The organism is Nitrogeniibacter mangrovi (genome assembly GCF_010983895.1).
Lineage (GTDB): Bacteria > Pseudomonadota > Gammaproteobacteria > Burkholderiales > Rhodocyclaceae > Nitrogeniibacter > Nitrogeniibacter mangrovi.
Genome location: NZ_CP048836.1, coordinates 124395 through 143613, shown reverse-complemented (window position 1 = coordinate 143613; position 19219 = coordinate 124395). Strand labels below are relative to the sequence as shown.

Below are 19219 nucleotides of genomic sequence, written 5' to 3'. Positions count from 1 at the left end.
CTCCACCGCGCCGGCCGAGCTTTGATCAGGCCCTCCGCGCCGCCGGCGCGGAGGCTCTTTTTCTCTTGATTGCGAGCCGCCAGCTCACGACGCCACGGCGCGTGGGCGCAAGGTGTCGTCGAAATCGGCCATGCGCGCGAAGCGCAGCGGCGCCAGGGTGTCGAGCTGGCGCAGCCGCGTACGGTAGTCGGCCAGCAGGGCGGCGCGCGCCGCGTCGGTCACGTAGGGGACGTGCCAGGCGATGAACGGCGGCAGCACGGTGAGGCCGACATAGGCGAGCATGCCGCGCTGGATGGGGCGCAGCAGCAGGTCGAGCTCGCCGTGGATGGCCCCCTCGCCGAACATGTGTTCCTGCCCGCCGAGCGAGAACGCGAGCATGGCCCGCTTGCCGGCCAGGCCGCCGCGGTCGTAGATGCGGCGTCCGCCGTAACACAGGCCGGAGATGAACACCCGGTCGATCCAGCCTTTCATGATCGCCGGCATACCGTACCAGTAGATGGGGAAGTTGAAGAGGATGAAGTCCGCCCATTTGACCTTCTCCACCTCGGCGGCGATGTCGGGCGCCAGGGTGCCGGCCTCGTAGTTGTGGCGCTGCTCCAGGGCATAGACCAGGTAGTCCGGATTCTTGCGGCTGCCGAAGTCGGCGGCGCTGGCGACCGGATTCCAGCGCATGGCGTAGAGGTCGGAGACCTGAACGCGGTGCCCCTGCGCCTCGAGCTCGCTGACGGCCAGGTCTTTCATCGCCGCGTTGAAGGATTGCGGTTCATTGTGGGCGAAGACGATCAGCACGTTCATGTCGTGATTCCCGGGTCGGATGATTTCCAAAAAAAAAACCTCCGCAGCCACACGGACTGCGGAGGGCTGAAGTCGACCGACACTCTTGAGGAGAGGGCTTTGTCGGTCGGAGCGGGAGCGGTTAGGCCCGGTCAGGCATTGGCGGCAGCCGCCTTGCGCGCCTCGACCTCGGCCTTGCGAACCTCACTGGCCGGTTCGCCTGAAATGCACCAGTCTTCGGGTTCGACCCGGCGGCAGATGCCGCGCACGTCGTCACGCCTGACGCCAAGCACTTCGACGAGCAGGTCGGTAAAACCCTTCATGAGCCGGTTGTGCATCTCGATGGGGCGGCCGTTCATGATGATGAAGTCGAAGAAGGGCGAATTGACGCCGTTCTTCGAACACAGCTGACCATGCACCAGAAAGTGCTCGGCACGGTGCAGGGTGATGAAGGCACGGATGCGTTCGATGGGCGCGTCGAGCACTTCGGCGTAGAGCGCACAGGCGCCCTGCAACAACGCCTCGGCCTTGGCGTTGTTGGTCTCGTTGTCGATCAGGTGAAAGGTGACGACGGGCATGGTTCTCTCCAGAAAATCGTTCGGATCAGGTACGGGGCGACGACCCGGCTCAGGGCAGGCCCTTGCGGCGGCCGGAGTCGAGCATCAGGGTGGAACCGGTCATGGCGTCGGCGCAGGGATCGAGCAGCATGCTGACCGCCCAGGCCACCTGCTCGGGCGTGGTGAAGGCGCCGATGGACGACTCTTCCTTGAGCTCGTCGAGCACGTCGTCAACACTGCAGCCGCGCTGCTCGGCACGGGCCCTGGCCACGTTGCGCAGGCGCTCGGTGTCGGCCGGTCCGGGCGCGATCACATGCGCCGTGATGCCACGCGGGCCATAGGCCAGGCTCAGCTGTCGGGACACGTTCACCAGCGCGGCGTTGGCCACGCCGGCCGAAGCCGCGTAGGCGGTGGGCTCGAGGCCGTAGTGACCACCGATGGCGATGATGCGGCTGCCCTTGACGAAGCGTTCGTCCGCCGCGCGCGAAAGGCGCAGCAGGCCGCCGACCTTGATGTTCACCGCGTCGACCATGGTCGCGGTCGGGGCGACCAGGATGCCGCCGGCCACGCCCACGCCGGGGCCATGGACCACGGCGCGCACCGGGCGGTCGAGGACTTCCTTGATGGCAGCGATGGACGAGTCGTCCGAGATGTCGGCCACGCACACGCCGATGGACGGCTGGCGCGCCTGCAGCTCGGCCAGCGATTCGGCGCTGCGCGCCACCGCCACGACCTTGAGGCCGGCCTCGACCAGGCGGTCGACCATTTTGTTGCCGAAGGCGCCGGTGGCGCCGACGACCACCGCGATTTCGGTGCGATCTGCGTCGCTTGTGCTGTTGCTCACGCTGTACTCCGTTTCTCTGGTTCGATCAGGTGGACACGCCGAGGAAGGTCTCGGGCACGTGCAGGGACTGGGCAAAGGCCGCCAGGCCGAGGTGATCCATGGTCCAGGTCAGCTTGGGGGTGTCCGGATACCGGGTATGACCGCCCACGAAGATCTCGTTGCGGTTGCCCGACGGATCGAAGAAGTAGATGGTCTTCACGCCGGTGATGCCGTGGCGGTCGTTCTGCTCGATGGGGATGCCGTACTTGCCCATCAGGTCGCCGGCGTAAACATGGTCCTCAGTCGAACTCAGGCGGAACGAGGCATGGTGGAAGCGGTCCGGCTCCGGATGCATGCCGAAGGCGATGTCATGGGCGCGCGAGGAGCAGCTGAAGAAGGTGAGGATCTGGTTGCCACCGGGCTCATCCACCAGCTCTTCGGCCAGGTCGAAGTCGAACACCTCGGTGAACAGGCGCACCGTGTCGGCCATGTTGGGGCCGAGGACGAACAGGTGATCGAGCCCGTCGATGCGCATGCCGCGGATCACGCCCTCGTCCGGCAGCGTGCCCGGATTGGTCTCGCCCAGGGTGTTGCCGGCGTACTCCTTCTCGGCGTACAGGTGCATCTCCTGCCCGGTGGGGACGCGGAACTTGATGCGCCGGCCGCTCTTGGGATAGACCCCGGCGTCTACGTTCTCGACGGCGATGCCGAAGGCTTCGATCTTGCGTTGCAGCTCGGTCAGGGTGGCGTCGTCGAACACCTTGTAGGCGAAGTGGTCGAGACCGGCCCGATCGGTTTCGCGCAGCACCACGCTGTGGTGGTCCTTCTCGTTCCAGGCCTTGAAATAGACCTTGCCTTCGGCGTCGGTCATCATTTCATGCAGGCCCATGTACTTGCCGTAGTGCCGTTTGGCTTCCGCCATGTCGAGCACGCGGATCTGGACTTCGCCCAGGCGAAGGATGCCTCTCATTGCCATTGTCTTGTCTCCATTGTCAGGGGTGATGCGGCCTGCCTGCGTGGGCAGGCCTTTGTTGTTCATCGATGTTTTCGTAGGGCGGATAAGCAACGCGCCATCCGCCATTCAACCTGACGAATTGCACCGACTTGGCGGATGGCGCTGCGCTTATCCGCCCTACGGGTTCTTTCTTATGCCACGTCCTTGAGCAAACCACGTTCCTTGGCCATGGTCATGGCGGTGTCGATGATCATGTCTTCCTGACCGCCGATCATCTTCTTGCGCCCCAGCTCCACCAGCACGTCACGGGCCGGCACGCCGAAGCGCTCGGCCGCGCGCTTGGCGTGCAGCAGGAAGGTGGAATACACCCCGGCAAAACCCAGGGTGAGCGAGTCGCGGTCGACACGGACCATGTGGTCCATCATCGGCACGATGATGTCTTCAGCCACGTCCATGAGCTTGAACAGGTCCACACCCGTTTCGATGCCCATGCGGTCGCACACGGCCAGGAACACTTCCAGCGGCGTGTTGCCGGCACCGGCGCCCAGGCCGGCCACGGAGCCGTCGATGCGGCTGGCGCCGGCTTCGATGGCAGCGATCGAGTTGGCGATGCCCATGCCCATGTTGTGGTGGCCGTGGAAGCCGATCTCGGTCTCCGGCTTGAGCACCTCACGCAGGGCGCCGATGCGGTCCTTCACGTCCTGCGGCAGCATGTAGCCGGCCGAGTCGGTCACATACACGGTGTGGGCGCCGTAGCTTTCCATCAGCTTGCCCTGCTCGGCGATGCCCTTGGCGTCGTTGAGGTGGGCCATCATCAGGAAGCCGGTGGTGTCCATGCCCAGCTTGCGGCAGTAGGCGATGTGCTGGGGCGCGGTGTCGGCCTCGGTGCAGTGGGTGGCCACGTGCACGCTGCGGGCCCCGGCCTCGTAGGCCGCCTGCAGTTCGCGCATGGTGCCCAGGCCCGGAATCAGCAGCACCGAGATCTTGGTCTGCTTGACCGCGGCGGCCACGGCGCTGATGTATTCCTCGTTGCTCGCCAGGGCGAAGCCGTGCTGCAGCGAGTTGCCGCCCATGCCGGCGCCGTGGGTCACCTGGATGTAGGGCACACCGGCATCGTCCAGCGCGGTGGCCACCTTGACCATCTGCTCGACGCTGATCTGCTCGCGCTTGGCGTGCATGCCGTCGCGCAGACACATGTCATGAAGGATGACCTTGCGGCCCTTGAGGTTCGAGTCCGTCATCACGCGGCCTCCGTGGCTTTGAGTTGGATCTTGCCCGCGAGGATTTCCTCGGCGAACATTTCTGCGGTGCGGCAGGCCGCGGCGGTCATGATGTCCAGGTTGCCGGCGTAGGTGGGCAGGTAGTCGCCCAGGCCGGCCACTTCCATGTACACCGCCACCCGGTGGCCCTGCGGCACTTCGTCGAAGACCGGGCCGTTCACCAGCTTGTAGCCGGGCACGTACTTCTGCACTTCACCGATCATCTTGCGCACCGATTCGATGATCTTCGCCTCATCTGGCGCCTCGTCGGTCAGGCAGTAGATGGTATTGCGCATGATCATCGGCGGCTCGGCCGGGTTGATGATCGCCAGGGCCTTGCCCTTGCGCGCGCCACCGACTTTCTCCAGCGCGTTGGAGGTGGTGTAGGTGAATTCGTCCAGGTTGGCGCGGGTGCCCGGGCCGACCGACTTGGACGACAGCGAGGCGATGATCTCGGCGTAGCCGACGCTCTGCACCTGCACCACGGCATTGACGATGGGAATCGTCGCCTGGCCGGCGCAGGAGATCATGTTCACGTTCATCTCGACCTTGTCGGCATGCTGGCGCAGGTTCACCGGCGGCACGCACAGGGGGCCGATGGCGGCCGGGGTCAGGTCGATCATCATCACGCCCAGCTCGTTGAGCTTGCGGCTGTTCTCCGCATGCACATAGGCGGAGGTGGCGTCGAAGGCGATCTGGATGTTGTCTTCGAGCACATGCGGCAGCAGGCCGTCCACACCTTCGTAGGTGGTCTTGAGGCCCATGTCGCGGGCACGCTTGAGGCCTTCGGATTCCGGATCGATCCCGACCATCCATACCGGTTCGAGCACCGGGCTGCGCTGGATCTTGTAGATCAGGTCGGTGCCGATGTTGCCCGACCCGATCAGTGCACAACGAATCTTTTTCATGAATCCCTCTCAGTCATTCTGTTTCTTGTCGGATTCGTCTGAACCCGCAGGCCGGATAAGCGTCAGCGCCATCCGGCAATCAACCTGTCATGTGGCACCGTGGTGCCGGATGGCGCGTTCGCTTATCCGGCCTGCGCCACTGCCCCCTCCCCTTCAAGGGGAGGGTTGGGGTGGGGATGGGGTTAGAACGTAACCGACGAACCCCATCCCCCTCCTGACCTCCCCCTTGAAGGGGGAGGAATTCGATCGTCACTTCGCCAGCCGAATCTGCCTTATTCGACAAACCGCATCGACACACTTCCCAGCTCCTGGAAGCGCGCGATCACGTTGTCGCCCGGCTGCACGGCAATGGCTTCGGTGATGCCGCCGCTCATGACGAAGCTGCCGGCCGGCAGGGTCTCGCCCATCTCGGCGAGGATGTTCACCAGCATGGCCACGGCTTCGGCGGGATGGCCGAGCACGGCGGCGGAGGCGCCCATGGCCACCATCTCGCCGTTCTTTTCCATCACCACGCCCAGGGTGCGCAGATCCAGGTCCTTGGGGTCGCGGGCGCGACCGCCACCCACGTAGCGGGCCGACGAGCCGTTGTCGGCGATCACGCTCTCGAGGTCGAACTTGAAACCGGAGAAGCGCGAATCGATGATCTCCACCGCCGGCAGCACGTAGTCGGTGGCCTCGAGCACCTCTTCCTTGGTGCAGTTGGGGCCGATCAGGGTCTTGTTGGTGACGAAGGCCACTTCACATTCCACGCGCGGATGCACCAGGTCGCCGGTGGAGATGGCGGAGTTTTCCGGCCGCGCCATGCGGTCGGTGAGGAAGCCGATGGAGGGCACGTTCACGCCCATCTGCTGCATCTTGGCCTTGGAGGTGAGCCCGGCCTTCCAGCCCACATGACGGTGGCCCTGGGCGATGAAGCGGCGGCGCAGCTCCGTCTGCACGGCATAGCCGTCGCCGTGCGTCATGTTCGGGTACTCGTTGGTGAGCTTGGGGATCGCGTAGGCGCGGGTCTGGGCGCCTTCGATGCGTTCGGTCAGGCGCACGATGTCTTCGCGCGTGAGGGTGGTTTCCATGCTCATACGGCGCTCCTGCCCGAGAATTTGATACTGCAGCTGCCCAGCCCGCCCACATGGCAGACCAGTTCGTCACCGCCGGTGACCGGCACCAGGGCCGACTGCGACCCGGAGAGGATCACCTCCCCGGCCTTGAAGGGGATGCCCAGCTCGCCCAGGGTGTTGGCCAGCCACGCCACGGCGTTGGCCGGGGAACCCTGCACGGCGGCGCCGACGCCGGTGGAGAACAGTTCGCCGTTCTTCTCCAGCACCATGCCGGCCAGGGTGATGTCCAGCTTGCGCGGATCGCCCTTCGTCTTGCCCAGCACATAGACACCGCAGGAGGCGTTGTCCGCCACGGTGTCCTGGATCTTGATCTTCCAGTCAGTGATGCGCGAATCGACGATCTCGAAGCACGGCACCACGTAGTCGGTGGCGCGGATCACGTCCATGGCGGTGATGCCCGGGCCGGTCAGATCTTCCTTGAGCACGAAGGCCAGCTCGGCCTCGGCCTTGGGCTGGATCAGGGTACCCAGGTCGATGGTGGCGCCGTCTTCATAGACCATGCCGGAGGTCAGCTGGCCGAAGTCCGGCTGGAACACGCCGAGGAAGTCCTGCACCGGCTTGGAGGTCACGCCGATCTTCTTGCCGATGATGGTCTCGCCCGCCTGCACGCGGCGGTCGATGTAGCGCAGCGCGATCCTATAGGCGTCTTCGAGCGCAATGTCGGGATAACGCTCGGTCAGCGGCGCGACGGTCTTGCGTTCGAGCCAGGCGGTGTAGAGCTCGTCGCCGCATTGGTTGATCAGTTCTTCGTTCATCGAAAATTTACCGTAAGGTCAAATTCAGAGCTGCAAGCTATGGAGAAAGCGTCGCGAGCGGCGTCGAGGTTGCGACGAGAAGCGCAGCCGTACGAATGTACGGTGAGCATCGCAGTTGCAAGATCGGGTCGCGCAGTAGCTTTATTCATAGCTTGATGCAGACGTTGCGCGTCTCGGTATAGAACTCGAGGGAGTGCACACCGCCCTCGCGGCCGATGCCGGACTGCTTGGAGCCGCCGAAGGCGGTGCGCAGGTCGCGCAGGAACCAGCTGTTGATCCAGGTGATGCCCACGTCGATGCGGGCCGCCATACGGTGGGCGCGAGCGAGGTTGGTGGTCCAGATGGTCGTGGACAGACCGTAGTCGGTGTCGTTGGCCAGGCTCACCACTTCGGCCTCGCTGTCAAAGGGACGGAGATGACAGCAGGGGCCGAAGATCTCTTCGCGCACCACCGCGGCGGTTTCGGGCAGGCCGGTCCAGATGGTCGGCTGCACCCAGTTGCCACCGGCCAGTTCGGCGCTCATGTCGGGCACGCCGCCGCCGGTGACCACGGTCGCGCCTTCCTCGACGGCCTTGGCGTAGTAGGAGAGCACCTTCTGCTGGTGCTCCTTGCTGATCAGGGGGCCGTAGTCGGCCCCGGCGTCACGCGGACGGCCGAAGCGCACCGACTCGGCCATCTCCTTGAGCGCGGCGACGAAGCGATCGAAGATCGGGCGCTCCACATAGACCCGCTCGGTGCCCAGGCAGACCTGGCCGCTGTTGAGAAAGGCGGAGCGGAAGATGCCCTTGACCGCCGCATCGAAATCGCAATCGGCGAACACGATGCCGGCGTTCTTGCCGCCCATCTCGAAGGACACGTCGCGGGTGCCCTCGGCGGCCGCCTTCATGATCGCGGTGCCGGTGCGGGTCTCGCCGGTGAAGGTGATGGCGTCCACGCCCGGGTGACGGGTGATGTACTCGCCGGCCGACTGCGGGCCGAAGCCGTTGACCACGTTGTACACGCCCTTGGGCACGCCCACCGCGTTCATCACCTCGCCGAGCAGGGCGGCGGTGTTCGGGGTTTCCTCCGAGGGCTTGACGATCACCGCGTTGCCGCAGGCCAGCGCCGGGCCCACCTTCCAGGTCATGAGCAGGAAGGGCGCGTTCCACGGGCTGATCACGCCGATCACGCCCTTGGGCACGCGAATCCCGTAGTTGAGCGCGCCCTCGCCGTCCGGGGTGTCCATCTGGAACGTCTCGGTCGGCACGTTCTTGATGACGTCGGCGAAGACCTTGAAGTTGGCCGCGCCGCGCGGGATGAACACATGCTCCATCACATGCGCCGGCTGGCCGGTGTCTTCCATCTCGGCCTGCACGAAGTCGTCGAAGCGGCGGGTGATCTCGTCGGCCACCGCGTAGAGCATGTCCACCCGCTGGGCGGTGGGCATGCGGCCCCACTCACCGTCCATGGCATTGCGCGCCGCCGCGACCGCCGCGTCCACCTCGGCCTTGCCGCCTTCGGCAATGCTGGTGATGACGGTGTTGTCGAGCGGTGAGCGCTTCTCGAAGCGCTTGCCCGTCGTGCCGGCAGTGAATTCCCCGGCGATGAAATGATCGATCTGACGCATGTCCTGGTCCTGTCACCCGTGGGCGGGGCGACGCATTTAAGTTCCATGGGAGTCTAGGAAGTGCAGTGCATACCGTCCAATACCTTATATCTGGCGCCTCGATACTCATCAGGTATTGCCGCCGAAAGCGGCCTGCGCCGCGTCGACACCTTGGAGGCGCACCGGTCCCTCCCATATGATGAAAAAACGTCACCCCCACGGAGCCTGCCACGGCGTGAAGCTCACTCGTCTGCCCCATCCATCCCCGGGACCGCGCTGGCGGTGGGCAGGGCATGGCCTCGTCGCCCTTGCCCTGTGGGCTGCGGCGATCGCCTACGCCGCGACCGCGGCACCACTGAAATCGATCACCGTCGCCGTCAGCGACAACAGCCCGCCGTGGGTCTTCCGTGACGCGGACGGCCACCTCCAGGGCCTCGGCGTCGACCGGTGGTCGCTGTGGGAGGCGGCCACCGGCATCAAGGTCAATCTCCGTGCGGTCACCTACCGCCAGGCCAAGGACCTGTTGCTGGCCGGCAAGGTGGATGCCATCGACTTCGTCTCCAACGCCGATGTGGAGAAGGACCAGCTGGACCTGTCGGACGCCTACATGCCATCCAACCTGGTGCTGTATTTCCACAAGAGCATCAGCGGCATCGTGGATGCGAAGAGCACCCGCGGCTTTCTGGTCGGCGTACGACGCGGCGGCGTCTGTCCGTCGGAACTGCGTGAGGGCGGGTCCTACAATCTGGCGCCGTATCCGAGCTTCGTCGCGCTGGTCGACGCCGCCCTCGACGGCGATGTGAAGGTGTTCTGCCTGCCGGACCAGCAGGCGGCCTACCTGCTCAACCGGGCCGGCAAGGCCGCCGAGTTCCGCCGCTCCCCACCGCTGCGCTCGCTCACCGCGCACTGGGCGGTGCGCAAGGGCAACGCGGCCATGAAGACGCTGATCGCGGCGGGTTTTGCGCGCGTCGACCCGGCCGCCCGCCAGGCGGTGTTCGATCGCTGGCTGGGATCGAGCGTGGACCAGCCCCCGGTCTATCTGCGCCACCTGGCCGAAGCCCTGGTCGTGGCCGCGATCACGCTCCTGGTGTTGCTGGCCTGGCTGTGGACCCTGCGCCGCGCAGTGAAGCGGCGCACCGCCGACCTGCTGGCGGCCAAGCGCGACCTGGCCGCGCGCGTTCGCGAACAGGCCTGCCTGCATGGCGTCTTCAAGGCCAGCGAGGACCTCAACACGCCCTTGCGCGTCATGCTGCACGATGTGGCCGACGCCCTGCGCACGGGCCTGGCCTGCGCCGATGCGGCGAGCGTCGAGGTCGACTGGGACGGGCAACACCACGCCACCGGCACCGCGCAGAACGCCGGCACCCGGCTCAGCGCGCCCCTGCTCGCCGAAGGGCAGACGCACGGACAGCTGACCGTCACCTACGATCCACCGCGCGCCAGCGCCGACGACCGAACCGTCCATGACCAGGCGCGCGGACTGCTCGATCTGGTGGCCCAGCGCCTGGCGACCGTGTTCGAGCGCCGGGCCCTGCAGGACGAGCGGCGCGAGCTGGACCGGCAGATGTTCCAGATGGAGAAGCTGACCACCATGGGCGAGCTGACCATGGGGCTGGCCCATGAGATCGGCAACCCGCTCGGCGGCATGAAGGCCGTCGCCCAGTCGCTGCAACACGAGGCGGCGCTGCCGGACGACGTGCATGAGGATCTGGCGCGGCTGGAGGCGGAGATCGACCGCCTGTCCGCCTTCCTGCGCAGCTTCCATGGCTACGCCGCGCAGCAGGCGCCCGCGCCCGAGGCCTGTGCGCTCGAGCGCATCCTCGACGACGTCCTGTTCTGGACCCGGCGCGATGCGCGCAGCGGCAAGGTGCGCTTCGAGGTCGCCGGCCTCGATACCCTGCCGCCCCTGCGCGCCGACCGCCACCAGCTCAAGCAGGTGCTGCTCAACCTGGTCATGAACGCGATCCACGCCCTGCCCGAGGGCGGCACCGTGGCGATCCGCGCCGCCCGCGCCGGCGCCACCGCGCGCCTGGAGGTGGCCGACTCGGGCGCCGGCATCGCCCCCGAACTGCTCACCCGGATCTTCGAGCCTTTCTTCACCACCCGGCGCGACGGCAGTGGCCTGGGCTTGCCGATCGTGCGCAAGATCGTCGAGGATCATGGCGGCAGCGTTTCCATCACCAGCGAGCCCGGCCGCGGTACCCGGGTGACCCTGATCTGGCCCCTCGCCATCGAAGACCATGACCCAATCGATCCTGCTCGTTGAAGACGACGACACCCTGCGCAGCACCGTCGCGAAGTTCCTCGCACGACAGGGCTTCGAGGTGGACACCGCCGCCGACGGCGCCACCGCGCTCGAACGGCTGGCCGCCCGCCGCTTCGCGGTCACCCTGCTCGACCTCCACCTGCCCGACATGAGCGGGCTCGACGTGATCACCCGGACCATGGCCGCCGTCGGCGACGGCGGCAGCGCGCCCCTGTTCGTCGTCATGACCGCCTACCCGGAAGTGCGCACCGCGGTGGCCAGCCTCAAGGCGGGCGCCTACGACTACATCAACAAGCCCTTCGACCTGGAGGATCTGCGCGAACTGATCCGGCGCGTGCTCGAAACCCACCAGCTGCGCCGCGAGGTGGCCTGGCGGCGGGCGCAGGCGAAATCGGCCAGCACGGACGAGCTGCGCGGCGGCACGGCGGTCTTCCTCGACATGCTGGAGACGACCCACAAGGTGGCCGCCGCGGGCAAGGTGCCGGTGCTCATCCGGGGCGAATCCGGCGTCGGCAAGGAGAAGATCGCGCACACGATCCATGAACGCTCGATGCGCGCCGGCGGCCCCTGGGTGACGCTCAACTGCGCCTCGCTGCCCGAAGGCCTGCTCGAATCGGAGCTGTTCGGCCATGAACGTGGCGCCTTCACGGATGCCAAGCAGACCAAGCGCGGCCTGCTGGAGCTGGCCGACGGCGGCACCCTGTTCCTTGACGAGATCGGCGATCTGGCCCCCGCCCTGCAGCCCAAGCTGCTGCGGGTGCTCGAGACCCAGCGCTTCCGCCGCCTCGGCGGCCAGGCCGAGCTGTCGGTGGACGTGCGCTTCGTCGCCGCCACCCACCGCGACCTGCGCGCCATGACCCGGGACGGCAGCTTCCGCGAGGACCTGTACTTCCGCCTCAACGTCGCCGCCATCGACATCCCGCCCCTGCGCGAGCGCCAGGAAGACATCCTCACACTGGCACGCCATTTCCTCGAACAGGTGGCGCCCGAGATCGGCATCGAGGTGCCGCGCATCGCCGCCGACGTGCCCCCCCTGCTGCTGGCCTACCGCTGGCCGGGCAACATCCGCGAGCTGCGCAACGTGATGGAGCGGGCCGCGATCCTCTCCGGCGGCGACACCATCGAAGTGCGCCACCTGCCCAAGGAACTGCACGACGACGGGGAGCCGGGCGCCGCCGCCTGGCCCGGGGACGAGAGCGCCATCCGTCCCCTGAGCGACTTCGAGGCCGACTACATCGCCCACGTCCTCTACCTGTGCGGCGGCAACAAGACCCAGGCGGCGGCCCTGCTCGGCGTCACCCGCGCCACCCTGCGCAACAAACTCGCCGACTGATCCGCGGCCGGGCAATATTCGCCCACCCCTGTCGAGGGAGCGGTCGAAATTCGACCACTCGGCCGCGCCCGGCACGCCCCCACGGATCGCCGCCCTTCAATCTCGGTCATTTGACTAAATATCGAGATTTATTGCGTTACACCCACACGCCCCCCGCACCGCCCACCCGGGCGTCATGGCGGCGAATCCCTTGGCACACGAGTTGCAGACAGTCTCCACCGCGAGCGCCACATCGACGCGCTCGTGGAATGACAAGAAACAAAACACGACAACGGAGACAAGCATGCACAAGACGTCCTTCGCCTTGGCCGTCGGCGCGATCGCGCTCGCCGGCGCCGGTCTGCCCGCCCCCGCTCAGGCGCAAACCCCCAATCCACTCGAAACCGCTCGCCCCCTGCCACAAGGACCATCGCGCTGGGCCGCGGACTACCGCTTCCTCAAGGACCCGGCCAAGCGCACCGATCCGCTCGATGCGATCCGCTACCACGAACTCGGCGAGTCCTCCTGGCTGGTGCTCGGCGGCGATATGCGCTTCACCCACCGCACCATCAGCAATCCCGACTTCGCGCTGGGCCCGTTCCAGGACGATTCCTTCGTCATGCAACGTCTGCAGCTGCACGCCGATCTGCACTTGTTCGACGATGCGGTGCGCGCCTTCCTGCAGATGCAGAACACCAGCACCTGGGGCGCGAAGCTCCCCACCCTGCGCGACGGCAACGGCACCGATGTCGCCCAGGGCTTCGTGGATCTGAACTTCGGTCTCGGCGACGCCAAGGCCACGCTGCGCGCCGGCCGCCAGGAGATCCAGTTCGGCCAGGGGGCGCTGTTCAACATCGGCGACCTGCGCAACGTCCGCCTCGCCTTCGACGGCATCCGCGCGACGGTGAAGGCCCAGGACGGCAAACGCCTGGATCTGGTCGCGCTCCAGCCCATCGCCTACGAGATCGGCGCCATGAACAACCGCGCCGACGAGAACACCCAGATCTACGGCGCCTACGGCACCTTGCCACTGGCCAAGGGCATGGCCCTCGACCTGTACGGCTTCACCCGCCATATCGAGACACGCCGCTTCCAGGGCTTTGTCGGCGAAGAAGACCGCCAGACCTTCGGCGGCCGCTTCTTCGGCAACACCGAGAAGTTCAAATGGACCTGGGATGTCGTGGGCCAGACCGGCGACCATGCCGACCGCGACATTCGCGCCTGGGGCATCCGCAGCCACACCCAGTACAAGCTCGATTCGGCCCACAAGATCGCCGTCGGCATCCATTTCGACGCCGCCAGCGGCGGCAAGCCGAACGGCTCGAACAGCCACACCTTCGATCCGCTCTACCCCAAGAACGGGGAATACGGCATCGCCGGCGTGACCACCCAGTCGAACATCATCATCTTCGGCCCCTCGCTCGCCTTTTCGCCGATCCCGAAGTCCCACGTCCACGCCGAGATCATGCGGACCTGGCGGCAGAACACCAACGACTACGTGTACCTGCCGGGCATGCGTCCCGTGGTCGGCACCCTGGGCAACGACGAACGCGACATCGGCACCGCCTACCAGATCGGCGGTCGCTGGGCCCCCAGCCGCAACTTCGCCGTCGATATCGATCTCATGCGCTTCGATGTCGGCCCGGCGGTCGAGAAGGCCGGCGGCAAGGATTCGAGCGGCGTCGAGTTTCGTCTTTCCGCGAGCTTCTGACCCCGGCAACGGGCTGACCGACGGGCCAACGCAGACGGCCTCCGGCGGCACCTAACCCACCATCACCCCCGGCCGGCCAGCGCGCCCGAAGGGACTCGGATGAGGAGATCCACCTTGAACAAGACCATTGATTCCACACACACGAAACGCCTCGCAGGCACCCTCGCCGCCTGCGCGCTCGCCCTGGCGGGCATCGCCCAGGCACCGCTGGCCCAGGCGGCCCCCGTGGCCAAACGGCCCAATCTCATCGTCATCCTGGCGGACGACCTGGGCTATTCGGACATCGGCCGCTTCGGCGGCGACATCGCCACGCCCAACCTGGACAAGCTCGCCCACGACGGCACGACGATGACCCAGTTCTACGCCTCGCCGTTCTGCTCGCCCACCCGCGCCATGCTCATGTCGGGCACCGACAACCACCTGGCCGGCTTCGGCGACATGGGCGAGCTGCTGGTCCCCGAACAGAAGGGCAAGCCGGGCTACGAGGGGCACCTGAACGATCGCGTGGTGACCGTCGCCGAAGTGCTCAAGAGCGCCGGCTACCGCACCGCCATGACCGGCAAGTGGCACCTGGGGGTGCCGGAGCAGTTCAGCCCGGCCGCGCGCGGCTTCGATCAGTCCTACGCCCTGGTGCAGGGCGGCGCCAGCCACTATGGCGACCAGCTCGGCGTCATCGCCGGCAACCCGGACAAGTCGCCCAAGGCCATTTACCGAGAGAACGGCAAGACGGTGGACATCCCGAAGGATTTCTACTCCTCGGATTTCTACACCTCGAAGATGATCGACTACCTCAAGGCCGGCGAGCACTCGGGCAAGCCCTTCTTCGCCTACCTGGCCTACACCGCCCCCCACTGGCCGCTGCAGGCCCCCCAGGTGGACGTGAACAAGTACGAGGGCCGCTACAAGGCAGGCTACGAAGCGCTGCGCAAGGAACGGCTGGCACGCATGCGCCAGATGGGCATCGTCACCACCGACGAAGCCGCCTACCCGGGCAACGCGGTGTGGCCCAAGTGGGATGAGCTCACGCCCGAGCAGAAGGCCTCCGAGGCGCGGCGCATGGCGGTGTACGCCGCCATGGTGGACCGCATGGACCAGAACATCGGCCGCCTGTTCGCCTACCTGAAGCAGAGCGGCCAGATGGACAACACCTACGTGTTCTTCATGTCCGACAACGGGCCCGACGGCAACTCGGTGTACGACGTCGCGCGCACCCGCGAGTGGATCCACAAGCAGCTCGACAACAGCACCGCCAACCTCGGCCGTCCGGGCTCCTTCGCCGAGTACGGCCCGGGCTGGGCGCAGGTGTCGGCCACGCCCTTCCACCTCTACAAGGCCTTCGTCTATGAAGGCGGCATCTCGGTGCCCGCCATCGCCTGGGGCCCGGGGGTGAAGGCCGGCGTCGTCAAGCGCGACGCGCTGCGCATCACCGACATCGCCCCCACCCTGTACCAGCTGGCCGGCGCGCACTATCCGACCATGCACAAGGGCAACGCCGTGGTGCCGCTGCGCGGCAAGTCCATGCTCGCCTACCTGCGCGGCAACGCCACCGAGGTGCACGGCAAGGACGAAGCCATGGGCTGGGAGCTGGGCGGGCGCAAGGCGCTGCGCAAGGGCGACTGGAAGATCGTCTACGCCAACAAGCCGTGGGGCTCCGGTGACTGGGAGCTGTACAACGTCGCCGAGGACCGCTCCGAACTGCACAACCTGGCCGCCGCCAATCCGCAGAAACTCGGCGAAATGCTGACCGCCTGGAAGGACTATGTGCGCCAGACCGGCACCCTGGAAATCCCGGGTCTGGCAGACCGCCCGGGCTACAGCAACTCGCGTGGCTACTACGACGATCTGGAATATGAAGCCAAGCTGAAGCCGCGCGCGGCACAATGAGCGCATGCGCCTGATCCCCCGGCTCTTCGCACTGCTCGCCCTGTCGGCATCGGCGGCCCTCGCCGCCGTGCCGCAGGCGGGCACCCGGCCCGACTACGTGCCGGACCGCGAATGCCTGGGCTGCCACACCGCACAGGCCGGGCGCTGGGCCGACTCCAAGCATGCCCACGCCATGGCCCAGGCCGGCCCGCGCACCGTGCTCGGCGATTTCGCCGCGGCGCACTTCTCGGGCCCGGGTGAGCAGGCGCGCTTCGTGCGCCATGATGGCCGCTATTTCGTGGTCACCGAGGATGCCGGCGGCCAACCCGCCGAATTCCCGGTGGACTACACCTTCGGCGTCCGCCCGTTGCAGCAGGTGCTGCTGCCGCTGCCCGGCGGACGGCTGCAGGCCTTCACCCTCGCCTGGGATACCGGGCGCAAACAGTGGTTCAGCCTCCATCCGGACGGCGCCGTCCCGGCGGGCTCCAACCTGCACTGGACCGGCCGCTACCAGAACTGGAACATGATGTGCGGCGAATGCCACACCACCGCCTACCGCAAAGGCTACGACGACCGCCAGGACAGCTACCGCACCACCTGGGCCGAATCGAACGTCGGCTGCCAGGCCTGCCACGGCGGCGGTCGCGCGCATGTGGACAGCGCCCGCGCCCTGGCGCATGCGGGCAATGCCAAGGGCGCGCCCGTGCGCACCCCCAACCAGGCGCTCTACGCCGAGCGCGCCGGCGGCCCTGCGCAGGTGGACCAATGCGCCGCCTGCCACGCCCGGCGCACCCGGCTGGTCGAGCAGACCACCCCCGGCGCCCCCCTGCTCGACAACTTCATCCCCGACAATCTGCGCGCCGACCTCTATCACGCCGACGGCCAGCAGATGGCGGAGGTGTTCGAATACGGCTCCTTCCGCCAGAGCCGCATGTACCAGGCCGGCGTCGCCTGCACCAACTGCCATGAACCGCACAGCGGCGCCCTGCGCGCACCGGGCAACAGCCTGTGCCTGCAATGCCACACCCCCACGCCCGACACCCGGCGCTTCCCGGGCCTGAAGGCGAAGCACTACGACGCGCCCGAACACCATTTCCACACGCCCGGCAGCGCCGGCGCCCAATGCGTCGCGTGCCACATGCCCAGCCAGAACTACATGGTGGTGCACGCCCGGCGCGATCACGCCATCCGCATCCCGCGCCCCGACCTGACCCGCACGATCGGCACCCCCAACGCCTGCCAGAACTGCCATGCGGACAAGGGCGCGGAATGGGCCGAGGCCGCGATCGAACGCCATCACGGCAAGCATGCCCGGCCCGAACACTACGGCCAGATCCTCGCCGCCGCACGCCGGGGCGAGGCAACGGCCATCCCGCGCCTCGCCGCCCTGATCGCGGACACCACCCAACCGGCCATCGTGCGCGCCACCGCCCTGGAGACCTGGGCCCGGCGCAACCCCGGCCCGGTGCCCGCCGCCGCGCTCGCCGACCCCGATCCCGTCGTGCGCGCATCCGCCGCCCTCGCCGTCGCCGCCCGCCCCGCCACGGAACGCCTCGCCCAGTTGCCCCCCCTGCTCACCGACCCGCGCCGGGCCGTGCGCATCACCGCCGCCCGGGGCCTGGTCGACCTGCCCGACAGCCGCCTCGCGCCGGCATCGGTCGCCACGCGCCGGGCCGCGATGGCGGCGCTGACCGCCGCCCGCCAGGCCATGGCCGACATGCCCAGCGTCCAGCTCGACATGGCCGCCATCGCCCTCGCCCAGCGCGACGTGACCGGCGCGGAAACGCACTACCGCCGCGCCCTCGAGCGCGAACCCGCGCTGCAACCGGCCCGCCTCGGCCTCGCCGCCCTGCTCTCAGCCACCGAACGGACCGACGCAGCGGTTGAACTGCTACGCGCCGGCCTCGCGAAATCCCCGGCACCCGGCCAACTGCACTTGGCACTCGGCCTGCTTGCAGGGCAACAAGGCCAATGGGAAGCGGCGGCCCGCGAACTGCGTGAAGCCGTCAGGCTCATGCCGGAGCATGTGCAGGCACGGCGGAATCTGTATGCGGTGGAGCGTTATCTGGCGCGAACGGATGCGCGGGCTCGGGAATGACGGTCTCGGCGATGCAGGAGTTTTGGCCGGTCGGCGCCGCGTCAGTGGCGCTCGTGATGGGCACGCCGAGAACGATGTCGTGGCGACCTACCATCTCGGATATGTGCGCACTGTCCGGTGGCGCCAATTGATGCCAACGCAAATATGGCTGCTTACGCCTCGAAGCTGACGTTTAACATTTTAGGTAAAAGGCGGCCCGCTTGCGGGACGTCCAGCGACCGGGGGGAGCGACTTTGACTGAATTGTTAGGCATGAGCTAGCGACGTATGGCAGTCGAGTGAAGCACACGAAGGAGGTTGTTTCTATCGCCGGGATTGCGCGACGCCATTTCGAACTCCTCTTTGGTCATGTTGTACATGCCAATCACGTCAGGATCACCTCCATCAAGCCAGATGAAGTTCCAATCGTCGTCCAGACGCTCGGCTGACTTGATAATCGTGAACTCAACCAAGCCAAACTTTCTTGGCTTTCCAATGCGAACCACAATACAACTGACGTTATGGAAGCTTTGGTCAGATGGCTCGGCTTGGACGGCGACGTTGAACCCGCCGCGGTCCTTCACACTAGGGAATGCGATGCCTTTTGCGCCGATTCTCGAATATATCGATTGGGCTAAGGCCCGGCTAAACATGTAACCATTGTTCGATGCGTCTGGATCTGCAAGGACGCTGGCGAAGAACCTGTCAATGTAGATCTTCTTCACGGCGTCGTGTCGTGGCATCCCGTTAATAATTTTTGCGATCGTCATATCAGGATCCCGGCCGGCGAAGTGCATGTACCCATTCTTCTGCACATTTGCGTACTCGCCAATAACCGCGAGTCGGATAGGAGATTCGTTTTTGATCCTAAAACCGGCTAGCTGGACGAGTTGACCTTCCGTTGCGCCAACTTCAGCGAGGGCTGTCTCCTTACCCTGTGCGATATAAAAGCATGGGATGCCGCGGTCATTGACGCGTCCCTGCTTAGCAAGCTCGGGAGGTGGATAGTCAAGGTCAGAGATATTCGGATAGATTTCCTGCTCTACAGTTCTGGCGCGCCAAAAAATGCTGCCTCGGCCGAACTCAAGTGAAATAATCTCGTACTGTCCAAAAAGCGGCTCTATGGCGTCACAGAACGCTGACTCACTCTCGCTCAATAGCGCTTGATCAAAGATTTTCTCGCAGTCATCGAGGGTCATGGGCGTCATGCCAAACACCTGAGTTTAGCCGCGTCGCGAAGCGGCGTCGGCTTGGACAAAT

The 19219-nt window shown here is 66.4% G+C and carries 15 protein-coding genes; 5 read left to right on the top strand and 10 right to left on the bottom strand.

Annotation, left to right across the window (positions count from 1 at the left end; genetic code table 11):
• Positions 1-84: 84 nt before the first annotated feature.
• The 9 genes from G3580_RS00575 to G3580_RS00535 form a co-directional block, all read right to left on the bottom strand.
• The gene (locus G3580_RS00575; protein ID WP_173763413.1) at positions 85-795 is read right to left on the bottom strand and encodes an NAD(P)H-dependent oxidoreductase; all 711 of its coding nucleotides are present in this window, start codon (positions 793-795) and stop codon (positions 85-87) included.
• A 131-nt stretch (positions 796-926) separates the two neighbouring features.
• Positions 927-1352, bottom strand: a complete 426-nt coding sequence (locus G3580_RS00570) for a tautomerase family protein (RefSeq protein ID WP_173763412.1) — start codon at positions 1350-1352, stop codon at positions 927-929.
• 49 nt (positions 1353-1401) lie between these two features.
• Positions 1402-2175, bottom strand: coding sequence for an SDR family NAD(P)-dependent oxidoreductase (locus tag G3580_RS00565; RefSeq protein WP_228720728.1), 774 nt, complete (start codon positions 2173-2175; stop codon positions 1402-1404).
• Between the two features lie 25 nt (positions 2176-2200).
• Entirely contained in the window at positions 2201-3124 is a 924-nt protein-coding gene (locus G3580_RS00560; protein WP_228720727.1) for a catechol 2,3-dioxygenase, read from the bottom strand.
• Between the two features lie 176 nt (positions 3125-3300).
• Positions 3301-4350 (bottom strand): 4-hydroxy-2-oxovalerate aldolase, encoded by a 1050-nt coding sequence (gene dmpG / locus G3580_RS00555; RefSeq protein ID WP_173763410.1) that lies wholly within the window; start codon positions 4348-4350, stop codon positions 3301-3303.
• The gene (locus tag G3580_RS00550; protein WP_173763409.1) at positions 4350-5276 is read right to left on the bottom strand and encodes an acetaldehyde dehydrogenase (acetylating); all 927 of its coding nucleotides are present in this window, start codon (positions 5274-5276) and stop codon (positions 4350-4352) included. Before G3580_RS00550 ends, dmpG begins: the two co-directional genes overlap by 1 nt.
• A gap of 272 nt (positions 5277-5548) precedes the next feature.
• Positions 5549-6352, bottom strand: a complete 804-nt coding sequence (gene dmpH / locus G3580_RS00545) for a 2-oxo-3-hexenedioate decarboxylase (RefSeq protein ID WP_173763408.1) — start codon at positions 6350-6352, stop codon at positions 5549-5551.
• A complete protein-coding gene (gene dmpE, locus G3580_RS00540; protein WP_173763407.1) occupies positions 6349-7146 on the bottom strand; it encodes a 2-oxopent-4-enoate hydratase in 798 nt (265 codons plus the stop codon). Before dmpE ends, dmpH begins: the two co-directional genes overlap by 4 nt.
• A 145-nt stretch (positions 7147-7291) precedes the next feature.
• Positions 7292-8752, bottom strand: coding sequence for a 2-hydroxymuconic semialdehyde dehydrogenase (locus tag G3580_RS00535; protein WP_173763406.1), 1461 nt, complete (start codon positions 8750-8752; stop codon positions 7292-7294).
• A 214-nt stretch (positions 8753-8966) separates the two neighbouring features.
• Here G3580_RS00535 and G3580_RS00530 point away from each other — a divergent pair, with 214 nt between their 5' ends.
• From G3580_RS00530 to G3580_RS00510, 5 genes are all read left to right on the top strand, one after another.
• Positions 8967-10997 (top strand): ATP-binding protein, encoded by a 2031-nt coding sequence (locus G3580_RS00530; protein WP_173763405.1) that lies wholly within the window; start codon positions 8967-8969, stop codon positions 10995-10997.
• Complete coding sequence (locus G3580_RS00525) at positions 10972-12330, top strand: sigma-54-dependent transcriptional regulator (protein ID WP_173763404.1); 1359 nt, start codon at positions 10972-10974, stop codon at positions 12328-12330. The genes G3580_RS00530 and G3580_RS00525 overlap by 26 nt, the downstream gene beginning before the upstream one ends.
• Positions 12331-12613: 283 nt before the next feature.
• Complete coding sequence (locus tag G3580_RS00520; protein ID WP_173763403.1) at positions 12614-14020, top strand: alginate export family protein; 1407 nt, start codon at positions 12614-12616, stop codon at positions 14018-14020.
• Between the two features lie 114 nt (positions 14021-14134).
• A complete protein-coding gene (locus tag G3580_RS00515; RefSeq protein WP_228720726.1) occupies positions 14135-15904 on the top strand; it encodes an arylsulfatase in 1770 nt (589 codons plus the stop codon).
• Between the two features lie 4 nt (positions 15905-15908).
• Positions 15909-17981, top strand: coding sequence for a multiheme c-type cytochrome (locus G3580_RS00510; RefSeq protein ID WP_173763401.1), 2073 nt, complete (start codon positions 15909-15911; stop codon positions 17979-17981).
• Positions 17982-18237: 256 nt separating this feature from the next.
• Here the strand turns inward: G3580_RS00510 and G3580_RS00505 are convergent, their stop codons facing one another.
• Complete coding sequence (locus tag G3580_RS00505) at positions 18238-19167, bottom strand: RES family NAD+ phosphorylase (RefSeq protein ID WP_173763400.1); 930 nt, start codon at positions 19165-19167, stop codon at positions 18238-18240.
• Positions 19168-19219 lie beyond the last annotated feature (52 nt).

Bases quoted from the DNA above. Each gene is read 5' to 3' on its own strand.
- G3580_RS00535 (WP_173763406.1), bottom strand. From the start codon at position 8,752: ATGCGTCAGATCGATCATTTCATCGCCGGGGAATTCACTGCCGGCACG.
- dmpG (WP_173763410.1), bottom strand. From the start codon at position 4,350: ATGACGGACTCGAACCTCAAGGGCCGCAAGGTCATCCTTCATGACATG.
- G3580_RS00570 (WP_173763412.1), bottom strand. From the start codon at position 1,352: ATGCCCGTCGTCACCTTTCACCTGATCGACAACGAGACCAACAACGCC.
- G3580_RS00575 (WP_173763413.1), bottom strand. From the start codon at position 795: ATGAACGTGCTGATCGTCTTCGCCCACAATGAACCGCAATCCTTCAAC.
- G3580_RS00505 (WP_173763400.1), bottom strand. From the start codon at position 19,167: ATGACGCCCATGACCCTCGATGACTGCGAGAAAATCTTTGATCAAGCG.
- G3580_RS00560 (WP_228720727.1), bottom strand. From the start codon at position 3,124: ATGAGAGGCATCCTTCGCCTGGGCGAAGTCCAGATCCGCGTGCTCGAC.
- G3580_RS00525 (WP_173763404.1), top strand. From the start codon at position 10,972: ATGACCCAATCGATCCTGCTCGTTGAAGACGACGACACCCTGCGCAGC.
- dmpH (WP_173763408.1), bottom strand. From the start codon at position 6,352: ATGAGCATGGAAACCACCCTCACGCGCGAAGACATCGTGCGCCTGACC.
- G3580_RS00550 (WP_173763409.1), bottom strand. From the start codon at position 5,276: ATGAAAAAGATTCGTTGTGCACTGATCGGGTCGGGCAACATCGGCACC.
- dmpE (WP_173763407.1), bottom strand. From the start codon at position 7,146: ATGAACGAAGAACTGATCAACCAATGCGGCGACGAGCTCTACACCGCC.
- G3580_RS00510 (WP_173763401.1), top strand. From the start codon at position 15,909: ATGCGCCTGATCCCCCGGCTCTTCGCACTGCTCGCCCTGTCGGCATCG.
- G3580_RS00520 (WP_173763403.1), top strand. From the start codon at position 12,614: ATGCACAAGACGTCCTTCGCCTTGGCCGTCGGCGCGATCGCGCTCGCC.